The 21,248-nt window shown below is 67.7% G+C and carries 12 protein-coding genes and 1 riboswitch; of the genes, 5 read left to right on the forward strand and 7 right to left on the reverse strand.

What is annotated here, in order from left to right; translation table 11 throughout:
* Nucleotides 1-5: 5 nt before the first annotated feature.
* The 3 genes from KPL74_19180 to KPL74_19190 are packed head-to-tail and all read right to left on the reverse strand — an operon-like array spanning nucleotide 6 to nucleotide 5,547.
* Complete coding sequence (locus KPL74_19180; GenBank protein QWT19856.1) at nucleotides 6-1,706, reverse strand: methanol/ethanol family PQQ-dependent dehydrogenase; 1,701 nt, start codon at nucleotides 1,704-1,706, stop codon at nucleotides 6-8.
* Between the two features lie 23 nt (nucleotides 1,707-1,729).
* Nucleotides 1,730-4,024, reverse strand: a complete 2,295-nt coding sequence (locus KPL74_19185; protein ID QWT19857.1) for a TonB-dependent receptor — start codon at nucleotides 4,022-4,024, stop codon at nucleotides 1,730-1,732.
* 2 nt (nucleotides 4,025-4,026) lie between these two features.
* Nucleotides 4,027-5,547, reverse strand: a complete 1,521-nt coding sequence (locus KPL74_19190) for an aldehyde dehydrogenase family protein (protein ID QWT19858.1) — start codon at nucleotides 5,545-5,547, stop codon at nucleotides 4,027-4,029.
* Between the two features lie 247 nt (nucleotides 5,548-5,794).
* On the opposite strand from KPL74_19190, the gene KPL74_19195 reads away from it, so the two are divergent.
* Nucleotides 5,795-7,639, forward strand: coding sequence for a sigma-54-dependent Fis family transcriptional regulator (locus tag KPL74_19195; protein ID QWT19859.1), 1,845 nt, complete (start codon nucleotides 5,795-5,797; stop codon nucleotides 7,637-7,639).
* A gap of 28 nt (nucleotides 7,640-7,667) precedes the next feature.
* Here KPL74_19195 and KPL74_19200 read toward each other — a convergent pair whose 3' ends face one another.
* From KPL74_19200 to KPL74_19210, 3 genes are all read right to left on the reverse strand, one after another.
* A complete protein-coding gene (locus tag KPL74_19200; protein QWT19860.1) occupies nucleotides 7,668-8,081 on the reverse strand; it encodes an acyl-CoA thioesterase in 414 nt (137 codons plus the stop codon).
* Between the two features lie 158 nt (nucleotides 8,082-8,239).
* Entirely contained in the window at nucleotides 8,240-9,268 is a 1,029-nt protein-coding gene (locus tag KPL74_19205; GenBank protein QWT19861.1) for a ribonucleotide-diphosphate reductase subunit beta, read from the reverse strand.
* Nucleotides 9,269-9,401: 133 nt separating this feature from the next.
* On the reverse strand, nucleotides 9,402-11,915 hold the full coding sequence (locus KPL74_19210; GenBank protein QWT19862.1) for a ribonucleoside-diphosphate reductase subunit alpha: 2,514 nt from the start codon (nucleotides 11,913-11,915) through the stop codon (nucleotides 9,402-9,404).
* 154 nt (nucleotides 11,916-12,069) lie between these two features.
* Nucleotides 12,070-12,281: riboswitch (cobalamin riboswitch) on the reverse strand.
* A gap of 263 nt (nucleotides 12,282-12,544) precedes the next feature.
* On the opposite strand from KPL74_19210, the gene KPL74_19215 reads away from it, so the two are divergent.
* Entirely contained in the window at nucleotides 12,545-14,497 is a 1,953-nt protein-coding gene (locus KPL74_19215; GenBank protein ID QWT19863.1) for a response regulator, read from the forward strand.
* 9 nt (nucleotides 14,498-14,506) lie between these two features.
* Here the strand turns inward: KPL74_19215 and KPL74_19220 are convergent, their stop codons facing one another.
* Nucleotides 14,507-15,025 carry a DUF2501 domain-containing protein gene (locus tag KPL74_19220; protein ID QWT19864.1) on the reverse strand — a complete coding sequence of 173 codons (519 nt, stop codon included), beginning with the start codon at nucleotides 15,023-15,025 and terminating at the stop codon, nucleotides 14,507-14,509.
* Between the two features lie 105 nt (nucleotides 15,026-15,130).
* On the opposite strand from KPL74_19220, the gene KPL74_19225 reads away from it, so the two are divergent.
* The 3 genes from KPL74_19225 to KPL74_19235 all read left to right on the forward strand — a co-directional run bounded on the left by KPL74_19225 (nucleotide 15,131) and on the right by KPL74_19235 (nucleotide 21,172).
* Nucleotides 15,131-17,671 (forward strand): glycoside hydrolase family 78 protein, encoded by a 2,541-nt coding sequence (locus KPL74_19225; protein ID QWT19865.1) that lies wholly within the window; start codon nucleotides 15,131-15,133, stop codon nucleotides 17,669-17,671.
* A 99-nt stretch (nucleotides 17,672-17,770) separates the two neighbouring features.
* Complete coding sequence (locus KPL74_19230; GenBank protein ID QWT19866.1) at nucleotides 17,771-19,438, forward strand: cache domain-containing protein; 1,668 nt, start codon at nucleotides 17,771-17,773, stop codon at nucleotides 19,436-19,438.
* Between the two features lie 51 nt (nucleotides 19,439-19,489).
* On the forward strand, nucleotides 19,490-21,172 hold the full coding sequence (locus tag KPL74_19235; protein QWT19867.1) for an AMP-binding protein: 1,683 nt from the start codon (nucleotides 19,490-19,492) through the stop codon (nucleotides 21,170-21,172).
* The last annotated feature ends 76 nt before the right edge of the window (nucleotides 21,173-21,248 follow it).

The raw sequence follows: 21,248 nt of genomic DNA on the forward strand, positions 1-21,248 counted from the left end.
CCTCCTTACAGCGAGAACACGTAGAGATGGCCGCCGAGCGGGATGTTGCGCACGCGCGGATCCTTCGCCATGTCACCGCCCCAGATCGGCACGCCGCCGCCCCAGCCGGCATACACCGCGACGTATTGCTTGCCGCCGACGCGCCACGTGCTGGGCACGCCGAGCACGCCGGAGGTCATCTGCGGGCTCTTCCACAGCACCTTGCCGGTCTTTGCGTCGAACGCGTAGAGATAGCCGTCGGCCGATCCGGAGAACACCAGGCCGCCCGCGGTGCTGAGCATGCCGCCGTTCCACGGCAGCGCCGACGGATGGCGCCACGCCTGCTTGCCGGTGTTCACGTCGATCGCCTGCACGGAACCCCAGGTGTCCTTGTTTTCAGGGTCCGCGACGACCTTGAAGGTTTCGCCCAGGAACGGCAGGCCGGCCTTGTAGCTCACCGTCGCACCCTTCATGGTCATGCAGGTGTGCAGGGTCGGCACGTACGCGAGATGGGTCTGCGGGTCCACGGAGATGGGCCACCAGTTCTTGCCACCGAGGAAGCTGGGGCAGGTGAACACTTCCTTGTCGACGGTGGGTCGCATCGCCGGGTCGGTCTGCGGCTTGCCATCCTTGAAACCCGACACCGACGTGGCGTGGGCGAACTTCTCGGCGTAGATCAGCTTGCCGTCGTTGCGGTCGATCGCGTAGAACCAGCCATTGCGGCTCGCGGTGACCAGCGCCTTGTGCTTCGTTCCCTTGTAGTCGATGTCGGTGAGCACGATTTCATTCGTGCCGTCGTAGTCCCAGCTGTCGTTCGGCGTGTACTGGTAGTGCCACTTGATCTTGCCGCTGCCGGGATTCATTGCGATCACCGAGTCGGTGTACAGGTTGTCACCCGGGCGCAGCGTGGCCAGCCAGGGGCCGGGATTGCCGACGCCCCAGAACAAGGTGTCGGTCTCGGCGTCGTAGCTGCCGGTCAGCCAGGTGGCACCGCCGCCGGTCTTGTACGCGCCTTCGGGCCAGGTATCGCCGCCCGGTTCGTTCGGCGCCGGGACGGTGTGCTGCTTCCACACCTGCTTGCCGGTCTTCGCATCCAGCGCTTCGACGTAACCGCGCGCGCCATACTCACCGCCGGAAACACCGACGATCACCTTGCCCTTGACCACCAGCGGGGCCAGCGTCATCGCATAGCCGACATCGGGCGCGCTCAGTTCCACGTTCCACGCGACCTTGCCGGTCTTCGCGTCCAGCGCCACCACGCGGTTATCCAGCGTGGCCATGTAGACCTTGTCTTCGTAGAGCGCCACGCCGCGGTTCACCACGTCGCAGCAGATGGTCTTCAGCCCGGTGTTCGACAGGTCGTGTTCGTACTTCCACAACAGCTTGCCGGTGGACGCCTGGAAGGCGAGCAACTGGTTCTTCGGCGTGGTGATGAAGAGGAAGTCGCCGTTGACGATCGGTGGGGCCTCGTGGCCCATGTCGAAGCCGGTCTTGTAATCCCAGGCCGGCTTGAGGCTGGTGACGTTGCCGGTGTTGATGGCATCGAACGGTGCGAAGCCTGAACTGCCGTAGTCGCGGCGGTACATGAGCCAGCCATCGTCCTGGGCGGCGTTCTTCAGCCGGGCGTCCGTTACCGGCTGGTAGTCGCCCGACGCGGCGACGGCGGAGGCCGTGGCGACGAGGGACGCAAGCAGTGCGGCAAGTTGTCTGTTTCGCATGGGCGACATGGCATGGCTCCTGTAGCGTGGGACTAGAGTTGCAGGGTGAGTGACAGCCAGCCGGCGCGAGGCGCGCCGGGGCCAAGGAAGCGGGGATCGTCCATGCCGGCGAAGACGCCGGACGGATCGCCCAGGACACCGACCGTCGCGTAGCGACGATCGAAGAGGTTGTCGACGCGGGCCGACACGGTGACGTGTGCGTTCACCTGCCACGCGGCATCCATGCCGAACACGGCATAGCCGCCGGTGCGACCCAGTGCATTGATCTCGTCGCCGCGCAGGTACTGGCCACCGGCGTAACGGCCGTCGACGCCAATGCGTACGGCGTCGGTCGCGCGCCAGTCGATGCCGGCCTTGAGCGTCTGCCGGGGCAGGCCGGGGATGCTGTCGCCGCGGCGTACGTGCACGACGCCGTCGTCGTCGGCATCCGGATGGTTGGCGCTGACTTCGTCGAAGGGGCTGAGGAACCGCGCGCGCAGGTACTGCCAGCTGGCATGCCAGTCGAACGCACCCAAGGTGCCGGCCAGCGAGGCTTGCGCGCCCTCGCGCCGGGTATCGCCGACGTTGGCGAAGAAGCCCTCGTTGGAGAGGCTGCCACCCGTCGTCTGGAACACGATGTCGTGCGCGCTGGTGCTACGGAACACGCCCGCGTCCCAGCGCCAGCCGTCGCCGGCGCCACGCAGGCCGGCCTCGACGGAACGCGCGACCACCTGCTTCAGCGGCGGGTCGGAAACGAAGTCGTTCGGCAGCTTGCACGGCGCGTCTTCGTCCGCGCAGGTCAGCTCGACCGGCGTCGGCGCACGGGTGCTCTCGCTGTAACCGGCGTACGCGGAGAGGCCGTCGCGCGGCGTCCACGCCAGGCCGACCGACGGATTGAACCGGCTGTAGGCGTGGTTGCCGTCGAGATCGGGATTTTCGCCACTGCGGTCGGCGATGCGGACGCGCGTGTGGTTGAAGCGGCCTGCCACGTCGAGGACCCATGCCGTGCCGATGTGCAGGCTGTCGCTGACGAAAAGGCCGCGATCGGTGGTCCGGGTTACCGCGTCCACGTCGCCGTCGACCACTTGCGGTCCATCGGCTTCGACGTAGCGACGCTCGTCCAGCGTACCGAGCAGCTGGCTCGCGACGTAGCCGACGTCGCCGCGGCGGACCTCCACGCCGGCGAGGAACAGGTTGTCCTGGCCCAGCAGGGGTTGGGTGGCACGGAACACCAGGTTCGCGCCGCGTGCCCGCTGCCGCCGCACGCCCACGTTGCCGATCGCGTCGTAGCCGGACGACACCGGGTGCCCCTGCTCGTCGCGCACGGGGTCGTCGCTGTCGTCCTCGCAAAGGATCGATGCATCGGCGTCGCAGGCTTCGTATTCGGAGGTGTCGCCGTTGTAAGAACGGGTGCGAACGTTGCGCGAATAAACGGTGCCGTCCAGGCTCATGTCGTCGCTGAAGCGGAAGCTGCCATCCAGGCTGGCCTGCGCGAGGCGGTTCTGCGTTTCATCCGGCGCGGTGAAGATCGCCTTGCGCCGCTCGTCCAGCAGCTGCACGGGCGATGCGCCATTGCCGGTGAGGTCGGTGTCGGCGTGGGCCAGGTGCAGGTCGAGGTCGAGGCGTGCACCGCGGAAACTGAACACGCCCACCTCGTGCCGGGCGTGCGATGGCGACTCGTCACGCCAGCCTTTCTCGTAAAGGCGGTCCGCCAGGACGTAGTAGCCGAGCCGTCCGTCGTTACCGCCGCTCTCCACGAAGCTGGTGTCGCGGCCGAACGAACCGGTCTCGTAGCCGATGCGTGTGCCCGGCGCGCTGAAACCGGTCCGGGTCCGCAGCGCGATCGCACCACCCAGCGCGTTCTGGCCGAACAGCGGCGCATCGCCGGCGCCGATGGCGGCGGTGTCGATGGCCCGCGCGGGGATCAGGTCCCAGTTCATGGTGTCGCCGAATACCTCGTTCACGCGCACGCCGTCCTGGTAGATCGCCAGCCCCTGCGGCGTGCCGAGCAGGGGCGAGGCGGTGAAGCCGCGGTATTGCAGGTCGGGCTGCCACGGGTTGCCTTGCACGGCATTCAGCGTGACGCCGGGGATGCCCTTCTCCAGTGCGTCGGCCAGCCCCGTCGACCGGGCGGGGTCCAGCGCGTGCCGGTCCAGGCTGCGTGCGTCATACGGCACGCCTGCCATGTCTTTCGCTTCGAAGATGCCCGGTGCCACGGCGACCACGGTCACCGTCGGCAACGTGGTCGACCCGGTCGACGGCGTCGACGGCGTGGCCTCGATGGCGGCGGCCTTCGCCGCCACCACCGCCAGGCCGATCACGGTGCCCACCCTCACCGCGATGTGCATGCTCAGAAGAATCCAAGCTTCTTCGGTGCGTAGCTGACCAGCAGGTTCTTGGTCTGCTGGTAGTGGTCGAGCATCATCCGATGCGTTTCACGGCCGATGCCGCTCTGCTTGTAACCGCCGAAGGCCGCGTGTGCGGGGTAGGCGTGATAGCAGTTGGTCCACACGCGACCGGCCTTGATCTCGCGGCCGAAGCGATAGGCGCGCGTGCCGTCGCGCGTCCACACGCCCGCGCCAAGGCCGTAAAGCGTGTCGTTGGCGATCGACAGGGCTTCTTCGTCGGTCTTGAACGTGGTGACGGAAACCACTGGGCCGAAGATTTCTTCCTGGAACACGCGCATGCGGTTGTGTCCCTTGAAGACGGTGGGCTGCACGTAATAGCCCTGGGCCAGTTCGCCCGGGAGCTCGTTGCGCGCGCCGCCGATCAACACCTCGGCGCCTTCCTGCCGGCCGATGTCGATATACGACAGGATCTTTTCCATCTGCTCGCCCGATGCCTGCGCGCCGATCATCGTCGACGGATCGAGGGGGTTGCCCGCCTTGATCGCCTTCACGCGCTGCAGGGCGCGCTCCATGAAACGGTCGTAGATGGATTCGTGGATCAGTGCGCGGCTCGGGCAGGTGCAGACCTCGCCCTGGTTCAGCGCGAACATCACGAAGCCTTCGATCGCCTTGTCGAAGAAGTCGTCGTCTTCCGCCGCCACGTCGGCGAAGAAGATGTTCGGCGACTTGCCGCCAAGCTCCAGCGTCACCGGGATCAGGTTCTGGCTGGCGTACTGCATGATCAGCCGGCCGGTGGTGGTCTCGCCGGTGAAGGCGATCTTGGCGATCCGGTTGGACGACGCCAGCGGCTTGCCGGCTTCGAGGCCGAAGCCGTTGACGATGTTGAGCACGCCCGGCGGCAGCAGGTCGCCGATCAGTTCGGCCCAGACCAGGATGCTGGCCGGGGTCTGTTCGGCGGGCTTGAGCACGATGCAGTTACCGGCGGCCAGCGCCGGCGCCATCTTCCACGCGGCCATCAGCAGCGGGAAATTCCACGGGATGATCTGGCCGACGACGCCCAGCGGCTCGTGGAACTGATAGGCGACGGTGTCGTCGTCGATTTCGCCGATCGAGCCTTCCTGGGCGCGGATGCAACCGGCGAAGTAGCGGAAGTGGTCGATCGCCAGCGGCACGTCGGCGGCCAGCGTCTCGCGGATCGGCTTGCCGTTGTCCCAGGTTTCCGCATGGGCGAGCAGCTCGAGGTTCTGCTCCATCCGGTCGGCGATGAGGTTGAGGATGCGTGCGCGCGCGGCGACCGAGGTGCGGGCCCAGCCGTCCTTCGCGGCATGCGCGGCATCCAGCGCGGCGTCGATGTCGGCGGCGTCGGAGCGCGGGATCTCGCAGAACGCCTTGCCCGTGATCGGGGTGACGTTCTCGAAATACTGGCCGCTCTTCGGAGCCACCCACTGGCCGCCGATGAAGTTGCCGTAGCGCTGCTTGAAGGGAACCTGCACGGCAAGGTGCTGCTGTTCGAGTCTGGTCATGGGTGGTGCTCCGGTGGCGTTGGATCAGGTACCTGATCAGGAGCAGGGCCCATGCCATCGCGGGCCTTCACGCGCACGTTGCCGCACTGCCGCACCCGGTGCTGCACGCCCCTTTGTCCAAATCGCTGCAACGCAGCACCCGGCTCGGCGAACGTCGTCTTGCGGCCGCCCGGCGAACGTGCTCTGAATCGGGACAGGCCACGCGCCAGGTGTCGCAAATTGCGACACATCCACCGAGGGGTTAGCCATGCGCCACATCGTCACCGCCGAATCCATATCGATGGCTCGCCGCCGCTTCTTCGATGCCGGGCAGGCGCCGCACGGGCTGGTGCCGGAGAACATCCTTGCGTCGTGGCGCCGCTGCACGGCCGGTGGGCTGGATGCCGCCGCGCGGCCGGTGGTCGCGCCGATGGAACAGGTGGCGCTGAACGAGCTGCACGAGACCAACGAGGAGCTGCGCCGGATCTGTCGCCCCGAACTGGAGTCGCTTTACGCCAGCGCGAGCCAGGCCGGCAGCATCGTGATCCTGACCACGGCCGATGGGCTGATCCTGGACGCGCTGGGCAGCGCCGAGTTCCTGGCCAAGGCGGCGCGTGTCGCGCTGAAGCCGGGCGTGCCGTGGAGCGAGCAGGCGATCGGCACGAACGCGATCGGCACGGCGATCGTCGAGCGTCGCGCCGTGGAAGTGCGCGGTGCCGAGCACTTCTATCGGCCGCACGGGATGCTGAGCTGTTCGGCCTCGCCGATCTTCTGCCCGCGTGGCCAGGTCGTGGGCGTCCTCGACCTGTCGGGCGAGGCGTCCGTGCATCACCTGCATGCCCTGGGCATGGTGCAGATGGCCGTGGAGCAGATCGAGCATCGCCTGTTCGAACGCAAGTTCGCTGGCGCGGAGATCGTCCGCTTCGAGCAGAATCCCGCGTTGTTGGGGACGTCACGCGAGGGCATGGTGGTGTTCGAAAACCACAAGCTCGTCGCGGCCAACCGGCAGGCCCTGCGCCTGCTCGGGCTGGACTGGGGCGAGCTGGGCCGCACGCGTTACGACGAACTGTTCGCCTCGGCGTTGCCGCGGCCGGGCGACACCGGCGCCTTGCGCGGGCACGGCGGTGACTGGTTGCACGCACGCCGCGACACCACCCGTACCGTGGTCGGTCCGCCGCGTGTCGCGCCGCGTGCGCGACCCACCCGCTCCGATGTGTCGGTGTTCGCGCCGGAGATCGCGCGCGCCATCGAGCGCTACGTGCGCCTGCTCGACACCGACGTGCCGCTCCTGTTGCAAGGCGAGACGGGCACGGGCAAGGAGCGCGTGGCGCGTGAGCTGCATCGGCGCAGCGAGCGTGCGTCCGGTCCGTTCGTGGCGGTGAACTGCGCGGCGCTGCCGGAGAGCCTGATCGAAGCCGAACTGTTCGGTTATGCGCCCGGTGCGTTCACCGGGGCGCGCAAGGAGGGCGCCGCGGGCCTGCTACGCGATGCGGATGGTGGCGTGCTGTTCCTCGACGAGCTGGGCGACATGCCGCTCGGCCTGCAAAGCCGGCTCCTGCGCGTGCTGCAGGAACGCGAGGTGGTGCCGCTCGGCGGCGGTCGCCCATGCATGGTCGACATCGCGGTGGTCGCCGCCACCCACCAGGACCTGACCGCCGCCGTGGCGGCCGGTACGTTCCGTGCGGATCTTTATTACCGCATCGCCCAGGCCACGATGCACCTGCCGGCGCTGCGCGAGCACGCCGCCGTGGCGGACACGGTTCGCGCGATGTGGATCGCGATCGGTGGGGACGCGGCGGGCCAGCGGCTGGCGCCGGAGCTGGTGACGCACATGGCTGCGCTGGCCTGGCCCGGTAACCTGCGCCAGCTGGTCGGCACGCTGCGCGGCATGATGGCCCTCGCGGACGGCGGGGCAACCCTCGGCCTGGCCGACCTGCCGCCGGAGCTGCGCACGGCGGTGCCGCGCAGCGAGGGTGTCGCACCCGGTAGCCTGGACAGCATTGAGCAGCAGGCCATCGACGAGGCACTCGTGCAATGTGGCGGGAATGTCGCGGCGGCGGCGCGCAAGCTCGGTGTCGCGCGCAGCACCATCTATCGCAAGCTGGGCCGCTAGGCGCCAGCTGCTAGCGCTGGCGCTGGTATCAGCCGGCGTTCGGCAGCGATTCGACGGCGGTGGGCTTGTGGTTCTCGTCCAGCGCGATCATGACGAACGTGCCGCGGGTGCAAAGCTCGCGCTCGCCGGTGATGAGGTCTTCGGTATACATCGCCACGTCGACGTTCATCGAGGTGCGGCCCACCGAGACGACGATGGCGATCAGCTCGACCATCTGGCCCTTGCGCACCGGGACGTGGAAATCCACCTGCTCGGAACGCGCGGTGACGACGATCTTCCGCGAGTAACGCGAGGCCGCGAGGAAGGCGGCCTTGTCCATCCATGCCAGCGCCTGGCCACCGAACAGGGTGCCCAGGTGGTTGGTGTGGTCCGGGAACACGATCTCGAGGACACGGGCCTCGGTCGGGCGGGCAATGGGGAGCATGGTGGGCTGCTTGGTCATGATCGCTCCATTTTACTGCATTGCAGCAATCCGCGCTGCGCGCCCCTGTAGGAGCGCGCCTGCGCGCGATGTGGGCTGCCCGGATGGCTGTCGCCCGGGAGGATATCGCGCCTGGGTAATCGCGCGCAGGCGCGCTCCTACATGGGGGCGATGGGGCCTTAGAAGGACTGGTCGAAGGCGACTTCGCCCTGGACGCCGACCTGGTAGGACGACACCCGCCGTTCGAAGAAGTTGGTGAGCTCCTGGACGTCCTGCAAGTCCATGAAATCGAACGGGTTCTTTGCGCCGTACTTCTTCGGCATGTCGAGCTGGACCAGGCGCTGGTCGGCGCAGTATTCGAGGTACTGGCGCATGTCGTTCACCGACAGGCCGGCCACGCCGCCCGAGAGCACGTCGGCAGCGAACTGGGTTTCGCAGGCGATCGCGTCTTCCAGCATGGCTTCCACTTCCTGGCGCATCTGGTCGTCGAACAGGTCGGGTTCCTGCTCGCGCACGGTGCGGACCACTTCGAAGGCGAACGCCATGTGGCCGGACTCGTCGCGGAACACCCAGTTGGTGCCCGAGGCCAGGCCGTGCAGCAGGCCGCGCGAACGCAGGTAATACACGTAGGCGAACGCGGCGAAGAAGAACAGGCCTTCGATGCACGCGGCGAAGCAGATCAGGTTGAGCAGGAACTGGCGGCGATGCTCGCGGGTTTCCAGGCGGTTGAGGTCCTGGATCGAGTCGATCCACTTGAAGCAGAACTCGCCCTTCTGGCGGATCGACGGGATGCTCTCGATCGCGGCGAAGGCCTTGTTGCGCTCGCTCGGCTCGGGGATGTAGGTATCCAGCAGCGTGAGGTAGAACTGCACGTGCAGTGCCTCTTCGTACAGCTGGCGCGAGAGGAACATGCGCGCCTCGGGCGAATTCACGTGCTGGTACAGGTTGAGCACCAGGTTGTTCGACACGATGGTGTCGCCGGTGGCGAAGAACGCCACCAGGCGATGGATCAGGTGGCGATCGGCATCCGACATCTTCGACTTCAGGTCGCTGGTGTCCAGCGAGAAGTCCACCTCTTCCACGGTCCAGGTGTTGCGGATCGCAGCGCGATACATCTCGTAGAACTGCGGATACTTCATCGGCCGCAGGGTGAGCTCGAAGCCCGGGTCGAGGATGTGGGTATCGCGGGTGACGGGAGAAGCGGACATGTTGGAGCCTCGCAAATTTCTGTGATGTTTGGGGAGGCGGGAGGTGGGAAGTGGGGGCGCTCCGCATGTGGCGTAGCTGGCCCCCTCGGGACGCATCCACGCGCCCCCATTTCCCATTCCCCCGTCCCCGCTCTTACTGGCAGGCTTCGCAGTACTCGGGGTTCTCGAGCGAGCAGAACACCGCGGCTTCGGCCTGTTCCTGGGCATCGGCGACGGGGGCGGCGGGTACCGGCGCGGCAGCGGCGGCGGTCACCGTCGTCTTGGCGATGCGGGTGGCCGGGCGCGAGCGCAGGTAGTAGGTCGTCTTGATGCCGGACTTCCACGCGTACATGTACATGGACGAGAGCTGGCCGATGTTCGGGTTTTCCATGAACAGGTTCAGCGACTGGCTCTGGTCGATGTATGCGCCGCGGGCGGCGGCGAGGTCGATCAGGGCCTTCTGCGGCAGCTCCCACGTGGTGCGGTACACCTCGCGCAGCATCGCCGGGATGGCGTTGATGCCCTGCACCGAACCCTCGGCCAGCTTGATCTGGTCACGCACGTCGGCGGTCCACAGGCCCAGCGTCTTCAATTCGTCGACCAGGTAACGGTTGACGACCAGGAAGTCGCCCGAGAGCGTCTCGCGCTTGAACAGATTGGACACCTGCGGCTCGATGCACTCATAGCAGCCGGCGATGGAGGCGATGGTCGCGGTGGGCGCGATGGCGATCACCAGCGAATTGCGCAGGCCGTGCGCCTTGATCTTTTCGCGCAGCTCCGCCCAGCGGCCGTCCACGCCTGTCGGCGTCGCCGCCGGCCAGTAGTCGAACTGCAGCTCGCCGTTCGCCGCGCGGGTTTCGTCGAAGCCCGGGTGGGCGCCGTCGCGCTCGGCGATTTCGTTCGACATCGACAGCGCGTGGAAATAGATCTCTTCCTGGATCCGGGTCGAAAGCTTGCGCGCCTGTTCGGAATCGAACGGCAGGCGCAGCTTGAAGAACACATCCTGCAGGCCCATCACGCCGAGGCCGACCGGACGCCACTTCATGTTCGCCGTCTTCGCCGTATGGATCGGGTAGAAGTTCAGGTCGATCACGCGGTTGAGCTGGCGCACCGCGGTGCGCACGGTGCTGCCGAGCTTCTCGAAGTCGAACTGGCCGTCGACGACGTGGCGCGCGAGGTTCACCGAACCAAGGTTGCAGACCGCCGTTTCGCCCTCGTTGGTCACTTCGAGGATCTCGGTGCACAGGTTCGACAGGTGGATGACGTTTTCCGGGCGGGCCGTCTGGTTGCTCGTCGCGTTCGAACGATCCTTGAAGGTCATCCAGCCGTTGCCGGTCTGGGCCAGCGAACGCAGCATGCGTGCATAGAGCTCGCGCGCCTTCACCTTCTTCACGGCCAGGCCGTCGGCCTCGGCCTTGTCGTAGGCGGCTTCGAAGGCCGGGCCCCAGGTGTCGACGAAGTGCGGGACGATCTTCGGATCGAACAGCGACCAGTCGCCATCGGTTTCCACGCGGCGCATGAACAGGTCCGGCACCCAGTTGGCCAGGTTCAGGTTATGCGTGCGGCGCGCGTCGTCACCGGTGTTTTCGCGCAGCTCGAGGAACTCTTCGATGTCGGCGTGCCAGCTTTCCAGGTACACGCAGGCCGCGCCCTTGCGCTTGCCACCCTGGTTCACCGCGGCGACCGAGGCGTCCAGCGTCTTCAGCCACGGCACCAGACCGTTCGAATGGCCGTTGGTGCCGCGGATCAGCGAGCCGCGCGAACGGATGCGCGAGTAGGCCAGGCCGATGCCGCCGGCGAACTTGGACAACTGGGCCACGTCGCCGTACTTGGCATAGATGGACGCGAGGTCATCCTGCGGCGAGTCGAGCAGGAAGCACGACGACAGCTGCTCATGCGCGGTGCCGGCGTTGAACAGCGTCGGCGAGCTGGCCAGGTATTCCAGCGACGACAGCATGCGGTACAGCTCGAGCGTCTCGGTGACGTCGTTGCCGCCGAGCGCGCAGGCGATGCGCATGAAGAAATACTGCGGCGTTTCGATCACGTGGCGCTTGGTCGGATGGCGCAGCAGGTAACGGTCGTACACCGTGCGCAGGCCGAAATACTCGAAGCGGCGCGATGCGGTGGTATCGATCGCGTCGTTGAGCTTGCGCGCATTGGTCTGCACGAAGCTGCGCAGGCGATCGTTGAGGATGCCCAGTTCCGCGCCGAGGTTGATCGACTGCGAGAACGACTGGATGTCCTGGCCGCTCACTTCCTTGTCGACGAAGGCCGACAGCAGGCGCGCGGCGAGCTGGCCGTATTCCGGCTCTTCGGCGGTGAGCGCCGCCGCGGTGCGGATCGACAGCTGGTCGAGCTCCTGCGTGCTGGCGCCGTCGTACAGGCCGCCGATGGTCTTCAGGGCGACGCGCATCGGGTCCACGGCGAACAGGCCATCGGCGCTGCGCGTGACCGCGCGCACGATCTTGTTCACGTCGACCGTCTCATGCCCGCCATTGCGCTTGGTGACGCGCATCTGGCCGGGGTTGTGCGGCGGGGTCAGGGCGAACGCCGGCGGGGCGTCTTCGCGGTAGCCGGCGGCGGGTGCCGCATCGGACGGGTTGGAGGGGGTGGCGGCCGTGCCGGCCGTCTCGGTGCGCTCGCGCGCGGCGGAATCCATCGTGGTCATTGGCGTGCCCCAGGGCATGGTCCTGATACCCCGTTCCCGCGGACGAGGGTCTCTGTGGGGACGCCGAAACGGGAAAGCCGGGGACGAAGCCGCACGATGGGGCTTCAATCCGCGACGAGCCTCCCCGCGGAAGCTGTCACCACGAACCGGAACCGATGAGGCCCCGGCTGCTGGCAGGTCTTCGGACTCGTGGACGGGGCGTCGCCGCCAGGCCTACCCGTCGCTTCCCAGCCCCCAGGGGGCCAGTGCATTGAACGGGATCGTTTCCACTTACCGCTGCGGGGCAGTTCCGGATTCACACCGGATTCCCTATTAAGTCCGACGCGGGATTGCGCCCCGTCAGACACCAGCGGGACACACGATATAGGCGTGTGTAGGTGGGGTCAACACAATATGTAGGGGGATTTCGGATGGGCCGGAAGGTCAAGGACTTAGCGGGGGAAGAGCGTTTCGGGTACCGGGTTAAGAGTTGCGGGTAAGAGCCGCGTTGGCATGGCCCCTGCTCTCCACTCGGTACTCTCAACTCCAAACCCGGCACGCTCCACCCCAACGTGAAGACGGCCTACACATACCCAAACGCCTCCGAACGCTACCATCTGCGCCCGATCCGCCTAGGCCCGCCAGCTTCGATGCCATCGACGTTCCCGCTGCAGGACCACGCCCTCATCAGCCAGTCGCTCGACGCGGTGCCGTTTGGCGTCGTCGGGCTCGCCCCGAACGGGGAACTCCTCTACGCCAACGCGTGGGCACGCGCGCGCCTGCGCAGCGGGGCCTTCCTGGCGTTCTGGAACCCGGCGGGGCGTGCGGCGCTGGAAGCCGTCCTGCCGACGATCGGGGCTCGCGGCATTCGTGACCTTGAGCTGGTCGCAGCGGATGGTGCGACGTGGCGCGTGGCACTGGAGACATGGCGCGAGTCGGCGATTGGCGAGGGCACGGTGCTGGCGACGCTGCGGCCGCCGCAGGGCGATCCGTCGTTCCTGGGCGCCGATGGTGCCGCGCCGATGGACATCACCCAGGACCAGCTGCGCCAGGCGCAGAAGATGGACGCCATCGGCAAGCTCACCGGCGGCGTCGCGCACGACTTCAACAACCTGCTCCAGGTCATCAGCGGCAACCTGCAACTGCTGGTCAACGACGTGGCCGGCAATCCACGCGCCGAGCGTCGCGTCGCCAACGCCATGGCCGGCGTCGCCCGCGGCTCGAAGCTGGCGGCCCAGTTGCTCGCGTTCGGCCGGCGCCAGCCGCTGGCGCCCAAGGTGGTGAACATCGGCCGCTTCGTCCGCGACATGGACGAGCTGTTGCGCCGGGCGCTGGGCGAAGCGATCGAAGTGGAAACGGTGATCGCCGGCGGCCTGTGGAACACGCTGGTCGACCCGGGCAACGTAGAGAATGCCCTGCTCAACCTCGCCATCAACGCGCGTGACGCGATGGGCGGCGCGGGCAAGCTCACCGTCGAAGCCGGCAATGCGCTGCTCGACGAGGCCTATGCGAAGTCGCATGGCGACCTCAAGGCCGGCCAGTACGTGATGCTCGCGGTGACCGACACGGGCACCGGCATCAGCCCCGACGTGCTCGCCCAGGTGTTCGAGCCGTTCTTCACCACCAAGCCCGAAGGGCAGGGCACCGGCCTCGGCCTGTCCATGGTCTATGGCTTCGTGAAGCAGTCCGGCGGCCACGTGAAGATCTACAGCGAACCCGGCCACGGCACCACGGTGAAGATCTACCTGCCCCGTTCGGTGCAAAGCGAAGACCGCCTGGTCGACCTCGACGAGGGCGGCGTGCGCGGCGGCGACGAAACCGTGCTGGTGGCCGAGGACGACGACCAGGTCCGCGAGATCGTGGTCGGCATGCTGGCCGACCTGGGCTATCGCGTACTGAAGGCGCGCGACGCCGAGAGCGCACTCTCGATCATCGACAGCGGCATCGCGGTGGACCTGCTGTTCACCGACGTGGTGATGCCGGGCCCGCTGCGCAGCCCGGAGCTCGCGCGCAAGGCGGTTGAACGCCAGCCGAACATCGCCGTGCTGTTCACCTCGGGCTACACCGAGAACGCCATCGTGCATGGCGGCCGCCTGGATGAAGGCGTGGAGCTGCTGAGCAAGCCGTATACGCGTGAAGCACTGGCGCGCAAGGTGCGCCAGGTGCTTGCCGCGCGGCTGCCGGCGACGCCGGTCGATCCGGCCCATTCGGCGGCGCCGTCGATGCCGGCGCCACCCTCGCCACGGGCACCCGCCGCTTACCGCGTGCTGGTGGTCGAAGACGACGCACTGATCCGCATGAGCATCGCCGAGATGCTGGAGAGCCGCGGCCACACCGTGTTCGAGGCAGGCGACGGCAACGAAGCCATGCGCGTGCACGATGCCGAACGGATCGACGTGCTGCTCACCGACGTCGGCCTGCCCGGCATGAGTGGCGTCGAAGTGGCCGAGCTCATGCGCGAATCGCGCCCGGACCTGCCCGTGCTGTTCGCCACCGGCGACCACACGGCCAACGGCGTTCGCCGCGATGCACGCACCGCGGTGATCGTGAAGCCCTACGGCGTGGCCGACCTGACCGAGGCGATCGCGCGGATCACGAGCTGACCCGCGATCTCACATGCCGGCCCACTTCTTGCCTTGCTTGAGCACGGCATCGCAGGCCTTGTGCACGAGCTTGCCCTTCATGTCGCCGCTGTTGCTGCTGTCGCCACCGGTCAGGTTCACGGTCTTGCCATCGCCGGTCTTGAGCAGGCCCTTGGCGCCGTCGAGGTAACCCTTGTCTTTCGTGGGGTCGGCGCTGGTCGTCGCGGTGCTGGCGTTCTTCTTCGACTTGCCGCCCAGCCCGCTGAGCAGGTTGCTGCCCGAGGAGCTACCCGCGTCGGTGTTGGCGGCATTCGGGTCGCCGGCCAGGCCGCCGAGCAGCTTGTCCTTGACTCCGGAAGCGCCGCTGTCGCCGCCGAGGTAATTGTTGTTCACGCAGTACTGGATGATGCCGGCGGCGTTGCTCGCGCTGCCTGAGCTGAGCGATCCGCCGCCGCCCATCAGCCCGGAGAGCTTGTCCAGCTGCATGGCGGGCGCGGCGGTACTGGCGACGACGAGGCCGAGGGCAAGGCCGGCAAACGGGATCTTCATGGCATGGCTCCGTGGGTTTGCGTGTGCCTTGTGTAGCCCCGTGGACGTTAGATGGATGTGTGCGGGTATGCTCGACGATTCGTGCCATGCCACCGGATCCCCGCCTTGCCACGCATCCTGCTGCTCGCCTTGCTGACCTTCCCCGCGCTCAGTGCCGCCGCCTCGCTTGAACGGCTGCGCGTCGAGCGCACCGCCGCCCCGCTCTACGTCGACGTGGCAAAACCGCGCTTCGGCTGGGTCGTGCATGCCGAAAAGGACGGCACGCAGCAGCTTGGCTACCGGCTGCGGGTCACCCACGCCGGCGCGCCTGTCTGGGACAGCGGCGAGGTCGCTTCCGCGCAGTCGTTCGACGTGACTTACGCCGGCCCCGCACTGGTGCCCGGCGAACGCTACGACTGGCAGGTGGACGTACGGACGTCCGAAGGCATGGCGCATGCCAGCGATAGTTTCGGGACCGCGCTGGACGAGGCGGGTTGGGCGGGTGCGCGCTGGATCGGCAAGGCCGACGCCGCCAGCGTGCCCGCCCCCCTCCTGCGCCGGACGATCCATGTGGACGGCCGCGTCGCGCGGGCCACGCTCTACGTCGCCGCGGGCGGCTATGCCGATCTCTCGGTGGACGACAAGCCGGTAAGCGATGCCGTGCTCTCGCCCGGCTTCACCGACTACGCGAAGCGGCTGGAAGTCGTCGCCACCGACCTCGCGCTGTCGCCGGGCGAGCATGTGCTCGGCGCGGAACTGGGTCGTGGCTTCTACGGGATGACCAACCCGAACGTATGGCATTGGGAGCGGGCGCCTTGGCACGGCCAGCCGCGCCTGCGCGCCGTGCTGGTGATCCGCTACGCCGATGGGCGGATGGAGCGCATCCCCACCGATGCAAGCTGGCAGCTGGCGGACGGCCCGACGCGGCTCGACGACCTGTACGGCGGCGAGACCTACGACGCGCGCGCGGCGAGCCCGTCGGCATGGACGCCCGCGACGGAACTGCCTGCGCCCACCGGCCGCCTCGTCGCGCAGACCGAACAGCCGATCCGCGTCACCGGCACGCTCGACGCCGTCGAGGTCACCGAGCCGGTGCCTGGCACCTTCGTGTTCGCGTTTCCGCGGGTGATCGCGGGCTGGGCCAGCTTCGACGTGGACGGCCCGGCGGGCACGACGATCACCGCCCGCTACGGTGAAAAGCTGTTGCCGGACGGCACGGTCGATGCGCGCGACGAACACCATTACTTCAAGGCGGGCTTCCAGACCGACCGGCTTACCCTGGCGGGCGGCCGCACCCAATGGCATCCGCGCTTCTCCTACAAGGGCTTCCGCTACGTGCAGGTGGACGGCTGGCCGGGGCGTCCCCCGCGCGACGCGGTGAAGGCCCGGCTTGTGCACACCGACGTGGACGTCACCGGGCGCTTCGACAGCGCGAACGACCTGCTCGACTGGATCCACCGTGCCGCCGTGGACACCATGCTCAACAACCTGCATGGCATTCCCACCGACACGCCGATGTACGAGAAGAACGGCTGGACCGGCGACGGCATGCTCGGTGCGGACATGTTCCTGCGCAACTTCGATGCCGATCCCCTGCTGGCCAAGTGGGTGCGCGACATCGCCGATACGCGCACGGCCAGCGGGGCACCGCTGCTGATCGCACCGAACCCGGGCTGGGGCACCGGTCGCGCGCCGACCTGGCACGCGGCGTACGTGCTGGTACCGTGGTCGCTGTGGTGGCAGGCGGGCGATCGCGCGCCCATCGACGAACACCTCGGGGGCATCTCGCGCTATGTCGCGATGGAGCACGCGCGCTCGCCGGGTGGCATCGCCGACACCGACCTCGGCGACTGGGTCAGCCCGACCACCGATCCCGCAGGCGAAAACGCGCCCGAGGATCGCAGGGTCGCCGCCACCGCCTACCTCTACCGGATGGAACGCGTGGTGGCCGACATGCAGCGCCTGGCCGGCACGCCGGCCGAGGCCACGCGCTTCGACGGCCTGGCCGACAGCGTGCGCGAGGCCTTCAACACGCGCTTCCTCGACCGCGCGGCGGCCCGCTATCGCGGCGAGGGCGACACCGGTTATCGCCAGGCGCATAACCTGCTTGCGCTGGGTTTTGGCCTCGTACCGGACGACCTGCGCGCCCGCGTGGCCGCTGGCGTGGCTGCGGATGCGCGCGAACGCGGCGACCATCTCGACACCGGCGCGCTGGCGACGAAGCTGATCCTCCCCGTGCTGACGGCCACCGGGCATGCCGACGAGGCGTGGGCGATCGCCACCCAGGTCACGTTCCCCAGCTGGGGTTTCTGGCGCGCGAACGGCGCCACCAGCCTGTGGGAACACTGGAAACTGGCATCGCGCTCGCGCGGCCACTATTTCCTCGGCACCGTGGATGACTGGCTATTCGAGGACGTGGCCGGCTTGCGGCCGCTGGCACCCGGCTGGCGTCGCATCGGCGTGCGGCCTGCGCTCACGGCGTGGCTGGACCATGCCTCGGCCAGCGTGATGACGCCCTATGGCGAAGCCTCGGTCGCCTGGAAAAAAGGCCCCGATGGCATCGACGTGGACGTCCAGGTGCCGGTGGGCAGCGAGGCGGAAGTCGGCTTGCCGGGCCGTCCGCCGGTGATCGTGCGCAGCGGTCGTCACCGTCTCACCCTGCACTGAGGCTGGGTAACGCGATCGCCGTCACATTGTTCCCATCAAGCCCGTCATCCCTTTGCCGATAAAGCGCCCACGGGGATGTTTTTCTTGGGTGACGGGCAGATGTCGGCAATTGCAAACTGGTTTGGACGTACCACGCTGAACACGCGCGTGTGGATGGTGATGTCGATCGTCGTGCTGGGCCTGGCCGGGCAGACGGTGATGTCGGGAATCGAGAGCCGGGGTGCGCAGATGCGTGGCCTGGAATCGTCGCTCGGCCAGCACGTGGCGGCGGCCAGCGCGATCGCCGACGCGTATCACGCACGCGCGGCGAAGGGTGAGATCAGCGATGTCCAGGCCCGCGTGGATGCGCTGCGCGACATCGAAGCGATGCGCTGGGATAGCGGCACCGGTTACGTGTTCGCGTTCGACTCGGCGCTGGACATGCGCATGCATCCGCTGCGCCATGATGAAGTGGGCAAGAACATCCGCGAGGACGTGGACGGCAACGGCTTCCATCACTACGTGGCCATGCTCGATGCCGACAAGGCCAGCGGCCACGGCCTGACCCGCTACACCCAGATCATCCCGAAGACGAAGGAGCTGAAGGACAAGATCAGCTACTCCGCCTGGTACAAGCCGTGGGACCTGCACTTCATTTCAGGTGCATACTTCGACGACATCGATGCGGCGTTCCGGCTGCAGATGGAAAAGGATCTCGCCAAGTCCGGCCTGGTCGCCGCGCTGGCGCTGTTCGTGGTCTGGTTCTCGATGAGCAGCATCCGCGCCAGTGTCGGCGGCGAGCCGCGCGATGCCGTGCGCATCGCCAGCCGCATCGCTGGCGGCGACCTGCGCACCGAAGGCGAGGCAGGTTTTGCCCCGGCCAGCCTGCTCGGCGCGCTCGAGCGCATGCGCGGGACGCTGTCGTCGATCGTCGCGGAAGTGCAGCAGGGCGCGCACGTGGTGTCGACCACGGCGGGCGAAATCGCCCGCGGCAACGACGACCTGTCGCAGCGCACGCAGGAGCAGGCTTCGAGCCTCGAAGAGACCGCCGCGTCGATGGAAGAGATGACGGCGACGGTGAAGCAGAACGCCGAGAACGCCAACGCGGCCGATCGCCTTTCGCGTCATGCGCGCAGCGAGGCGGAGCAGGGCGGTGACGTCGTGGCGCAGGCGATGGGGGCGATGCGCGAGATCGGCGATTCCAGCCGGCGGATCGCCGACATCGTCGGCATGATGGATGAGATCGCTTTCCAGACGAACCTGCTGGCGCTGAACGCCGCGGTCGAAGCGGCGCGTGCCGGCGAACAGGGCCGCGGCTTCGCCGTGGTGGCCGGTGAAGTGCGCCGGCTCGCCCAGTCCAGCGCGGCGGCATCGAAGCAGATCAAGGCGTTGATCGCCGAGAGTGGCGAGCGCGTCGATGCGGGCACGCAGCTGGTCGAGCGTTCGGCTTCGGCGTTGCGCGACATCGTCGGCAGCGTGAAGAAGGTGACCGACATCGTGGCCGAGATCGCCGCGGCCAGCGCCGAGCAGTCCGCCGGCGTCGATCAGGTCAACATCGCCATCGCGCAGATCGACCAGGTCACCCAGGAAAACGCGGCACTGGTGGAAGAAGCCGCGGCCGCGGCGAAGTCCATGCAGGACCAGGCCCGGGCCTTGCGCGAGCAGGTCGCGTTCTTCCACGTCGAGGGTGGCGTGGCCGAAGAGCGTCCCGCACCGCTCGCCCCGGCGGCCCACGACATGCGCTTCGGCGAGAAGGCAGCGGCCGCGGGCTGGGTCGAATTCGCCTGATCGACCGCGCCCATTGGTTATGCTGGGGCCGACCTTATCGCCGGATCGCGCATGCAAGCCCCAGCCCCCAGTTACGTCCACGGCGCCAGCGCCACGCCCCTGCTTGGTGAAACGGTCGGCGGCCTGCTCGACCGGATCGTGGCGCGCTGGCCCGAACGGCCGGCGTTGGTGGTCCGCCAGCAGGGCGTGCGCTGGACCTACCGCGAATTCCACGCCGAGGTGGAGCGCGTGGCGGCCGGGCTGCTGGCGCTCGGCCTGGAACCGGGCGACCGGGTCGGCATCTGGGCACCGAACCGGGCCGAATGGGTCGTCGCGCAATTCGCCGCGCCCAAGGCCGGGCTCATCCTGGTCAACATCAACCCGGCTTACCGCTCGCACGAGCTTGCCTTCTCTCTGAACAAGGTCGCCTGCCGCGCGCTGATCCTCCCGCGCGTGTTCAAGAGCTCCCGGTACCTCGAGATCCTGTCCGGCCTGGCGCCGGAGCTTGCCCATGCCCAGCCTGGAGGCCTGCGTGCCGCCGCGCTGCCCGACCTGCGCCATGTCGTTTTGCTCGACGACGCGCCGGCCGCGGGCACCTGGCGCTGGCAGGACATCGCCGCCGACGACGCGGCACGCGCGCGTCTGGCGAAGGTCGAAGCGGGCTTGTCGTTCGACGATCCGGTCAACATCCAGTTCACCTCGGGAACGACCGGCGCACCGAAGGGCGCCACGCTGACCCACCACAACATCGTCAACAACGGCTTCTTCATCGGCGAAGCCATGCGTCTCACCGAGGAAGACCGGCTGTGCATCCCGGTACCCTTCTACCACTGCTTCGGGATGGTCCTGGGCAACCTGGCCTGCGTGACCCATGGCGCATGCATGGTCATTCCCGGCGAGGGTTTCGATGCGCTGGCCACGCTGGAGACCGTTGCGGAAGAGCGCTGCACGGGCCTGCACGGCGTGCCGACGATGTTCATCGCCGAGCTCGAACATCCGCGCTTCCACGAGTTCGACCTGTCTTCGCTACGCACCGGCATCATGGCCGGCTCACCGTGCCCGATCGAGGTGATGCGCCGTGTCGTCCGCGACATGCACATGGCCGAAGTCACCATCGCCTATGGCATGACCGAAACCAGCCCGGTGAGCTTCCAGACCGTGCCGGAGGATCCGCTGGAGCGTCGCGTGTCCACGGTCGGTCGCGTCCATCCGCACGTAGAGGTGAAGATCGTCGACGACAGCGGCCGCGTGGTTCCGCGCGGCGGCACGGGCGAACTGCTGACCCGCGGCTATTCGGTGATGCGCGGTTACTGGGGCGACGAAGCGAACACGCGCAGCGCGCTCGACGACGCGCGCTGGATGCATACGGGCGACCTTGCCGTCATCGACGACGACGGCTACTGCACCATCGTCGGCCGGCTGAAGGACATGATCATCCGCGGCGGCGAAAACATCTATCCGCGCGAGATCGAAGAATTCCTTTACGGACACCCCGACATCCAGGACGTGCAGGTGTTCGGCGTGGCCGATGCCCGCTTCGGCGAGCAGGTCTGTGCGTGGGTGCGCCTGCGCGACGGCGCCAGCGTGGGCGAGGCCGGCATCCAGGATTACTGTCGCCGCCACCTCGCGTACTTCAAGGTGCCGCACTACGTGCGCTTCGTCGACACCTTCCCGATGACCGTGACCGGCAAGGTGCAGAAGTACCTTATGCGCCAGGCCATGGAGGCCGAACTGGCCGGAAACCCGCCGGCCTGAGCGCAGCCAACCTGCACCGGGGCTTCACGCTGGCGATCACAGTCTATGCGCTGGGGTGGGTCGCTGGCTGCGAGGT

The organism is Bacillus sp. NP157 (genome assembly GCA_018889975.1).
Classification (GTDB): Bacteria; Pseudomonadota; Gammaproteobacteria; order Xanthomonadales; family Rhodanobacteraceae; genus Luteibacter.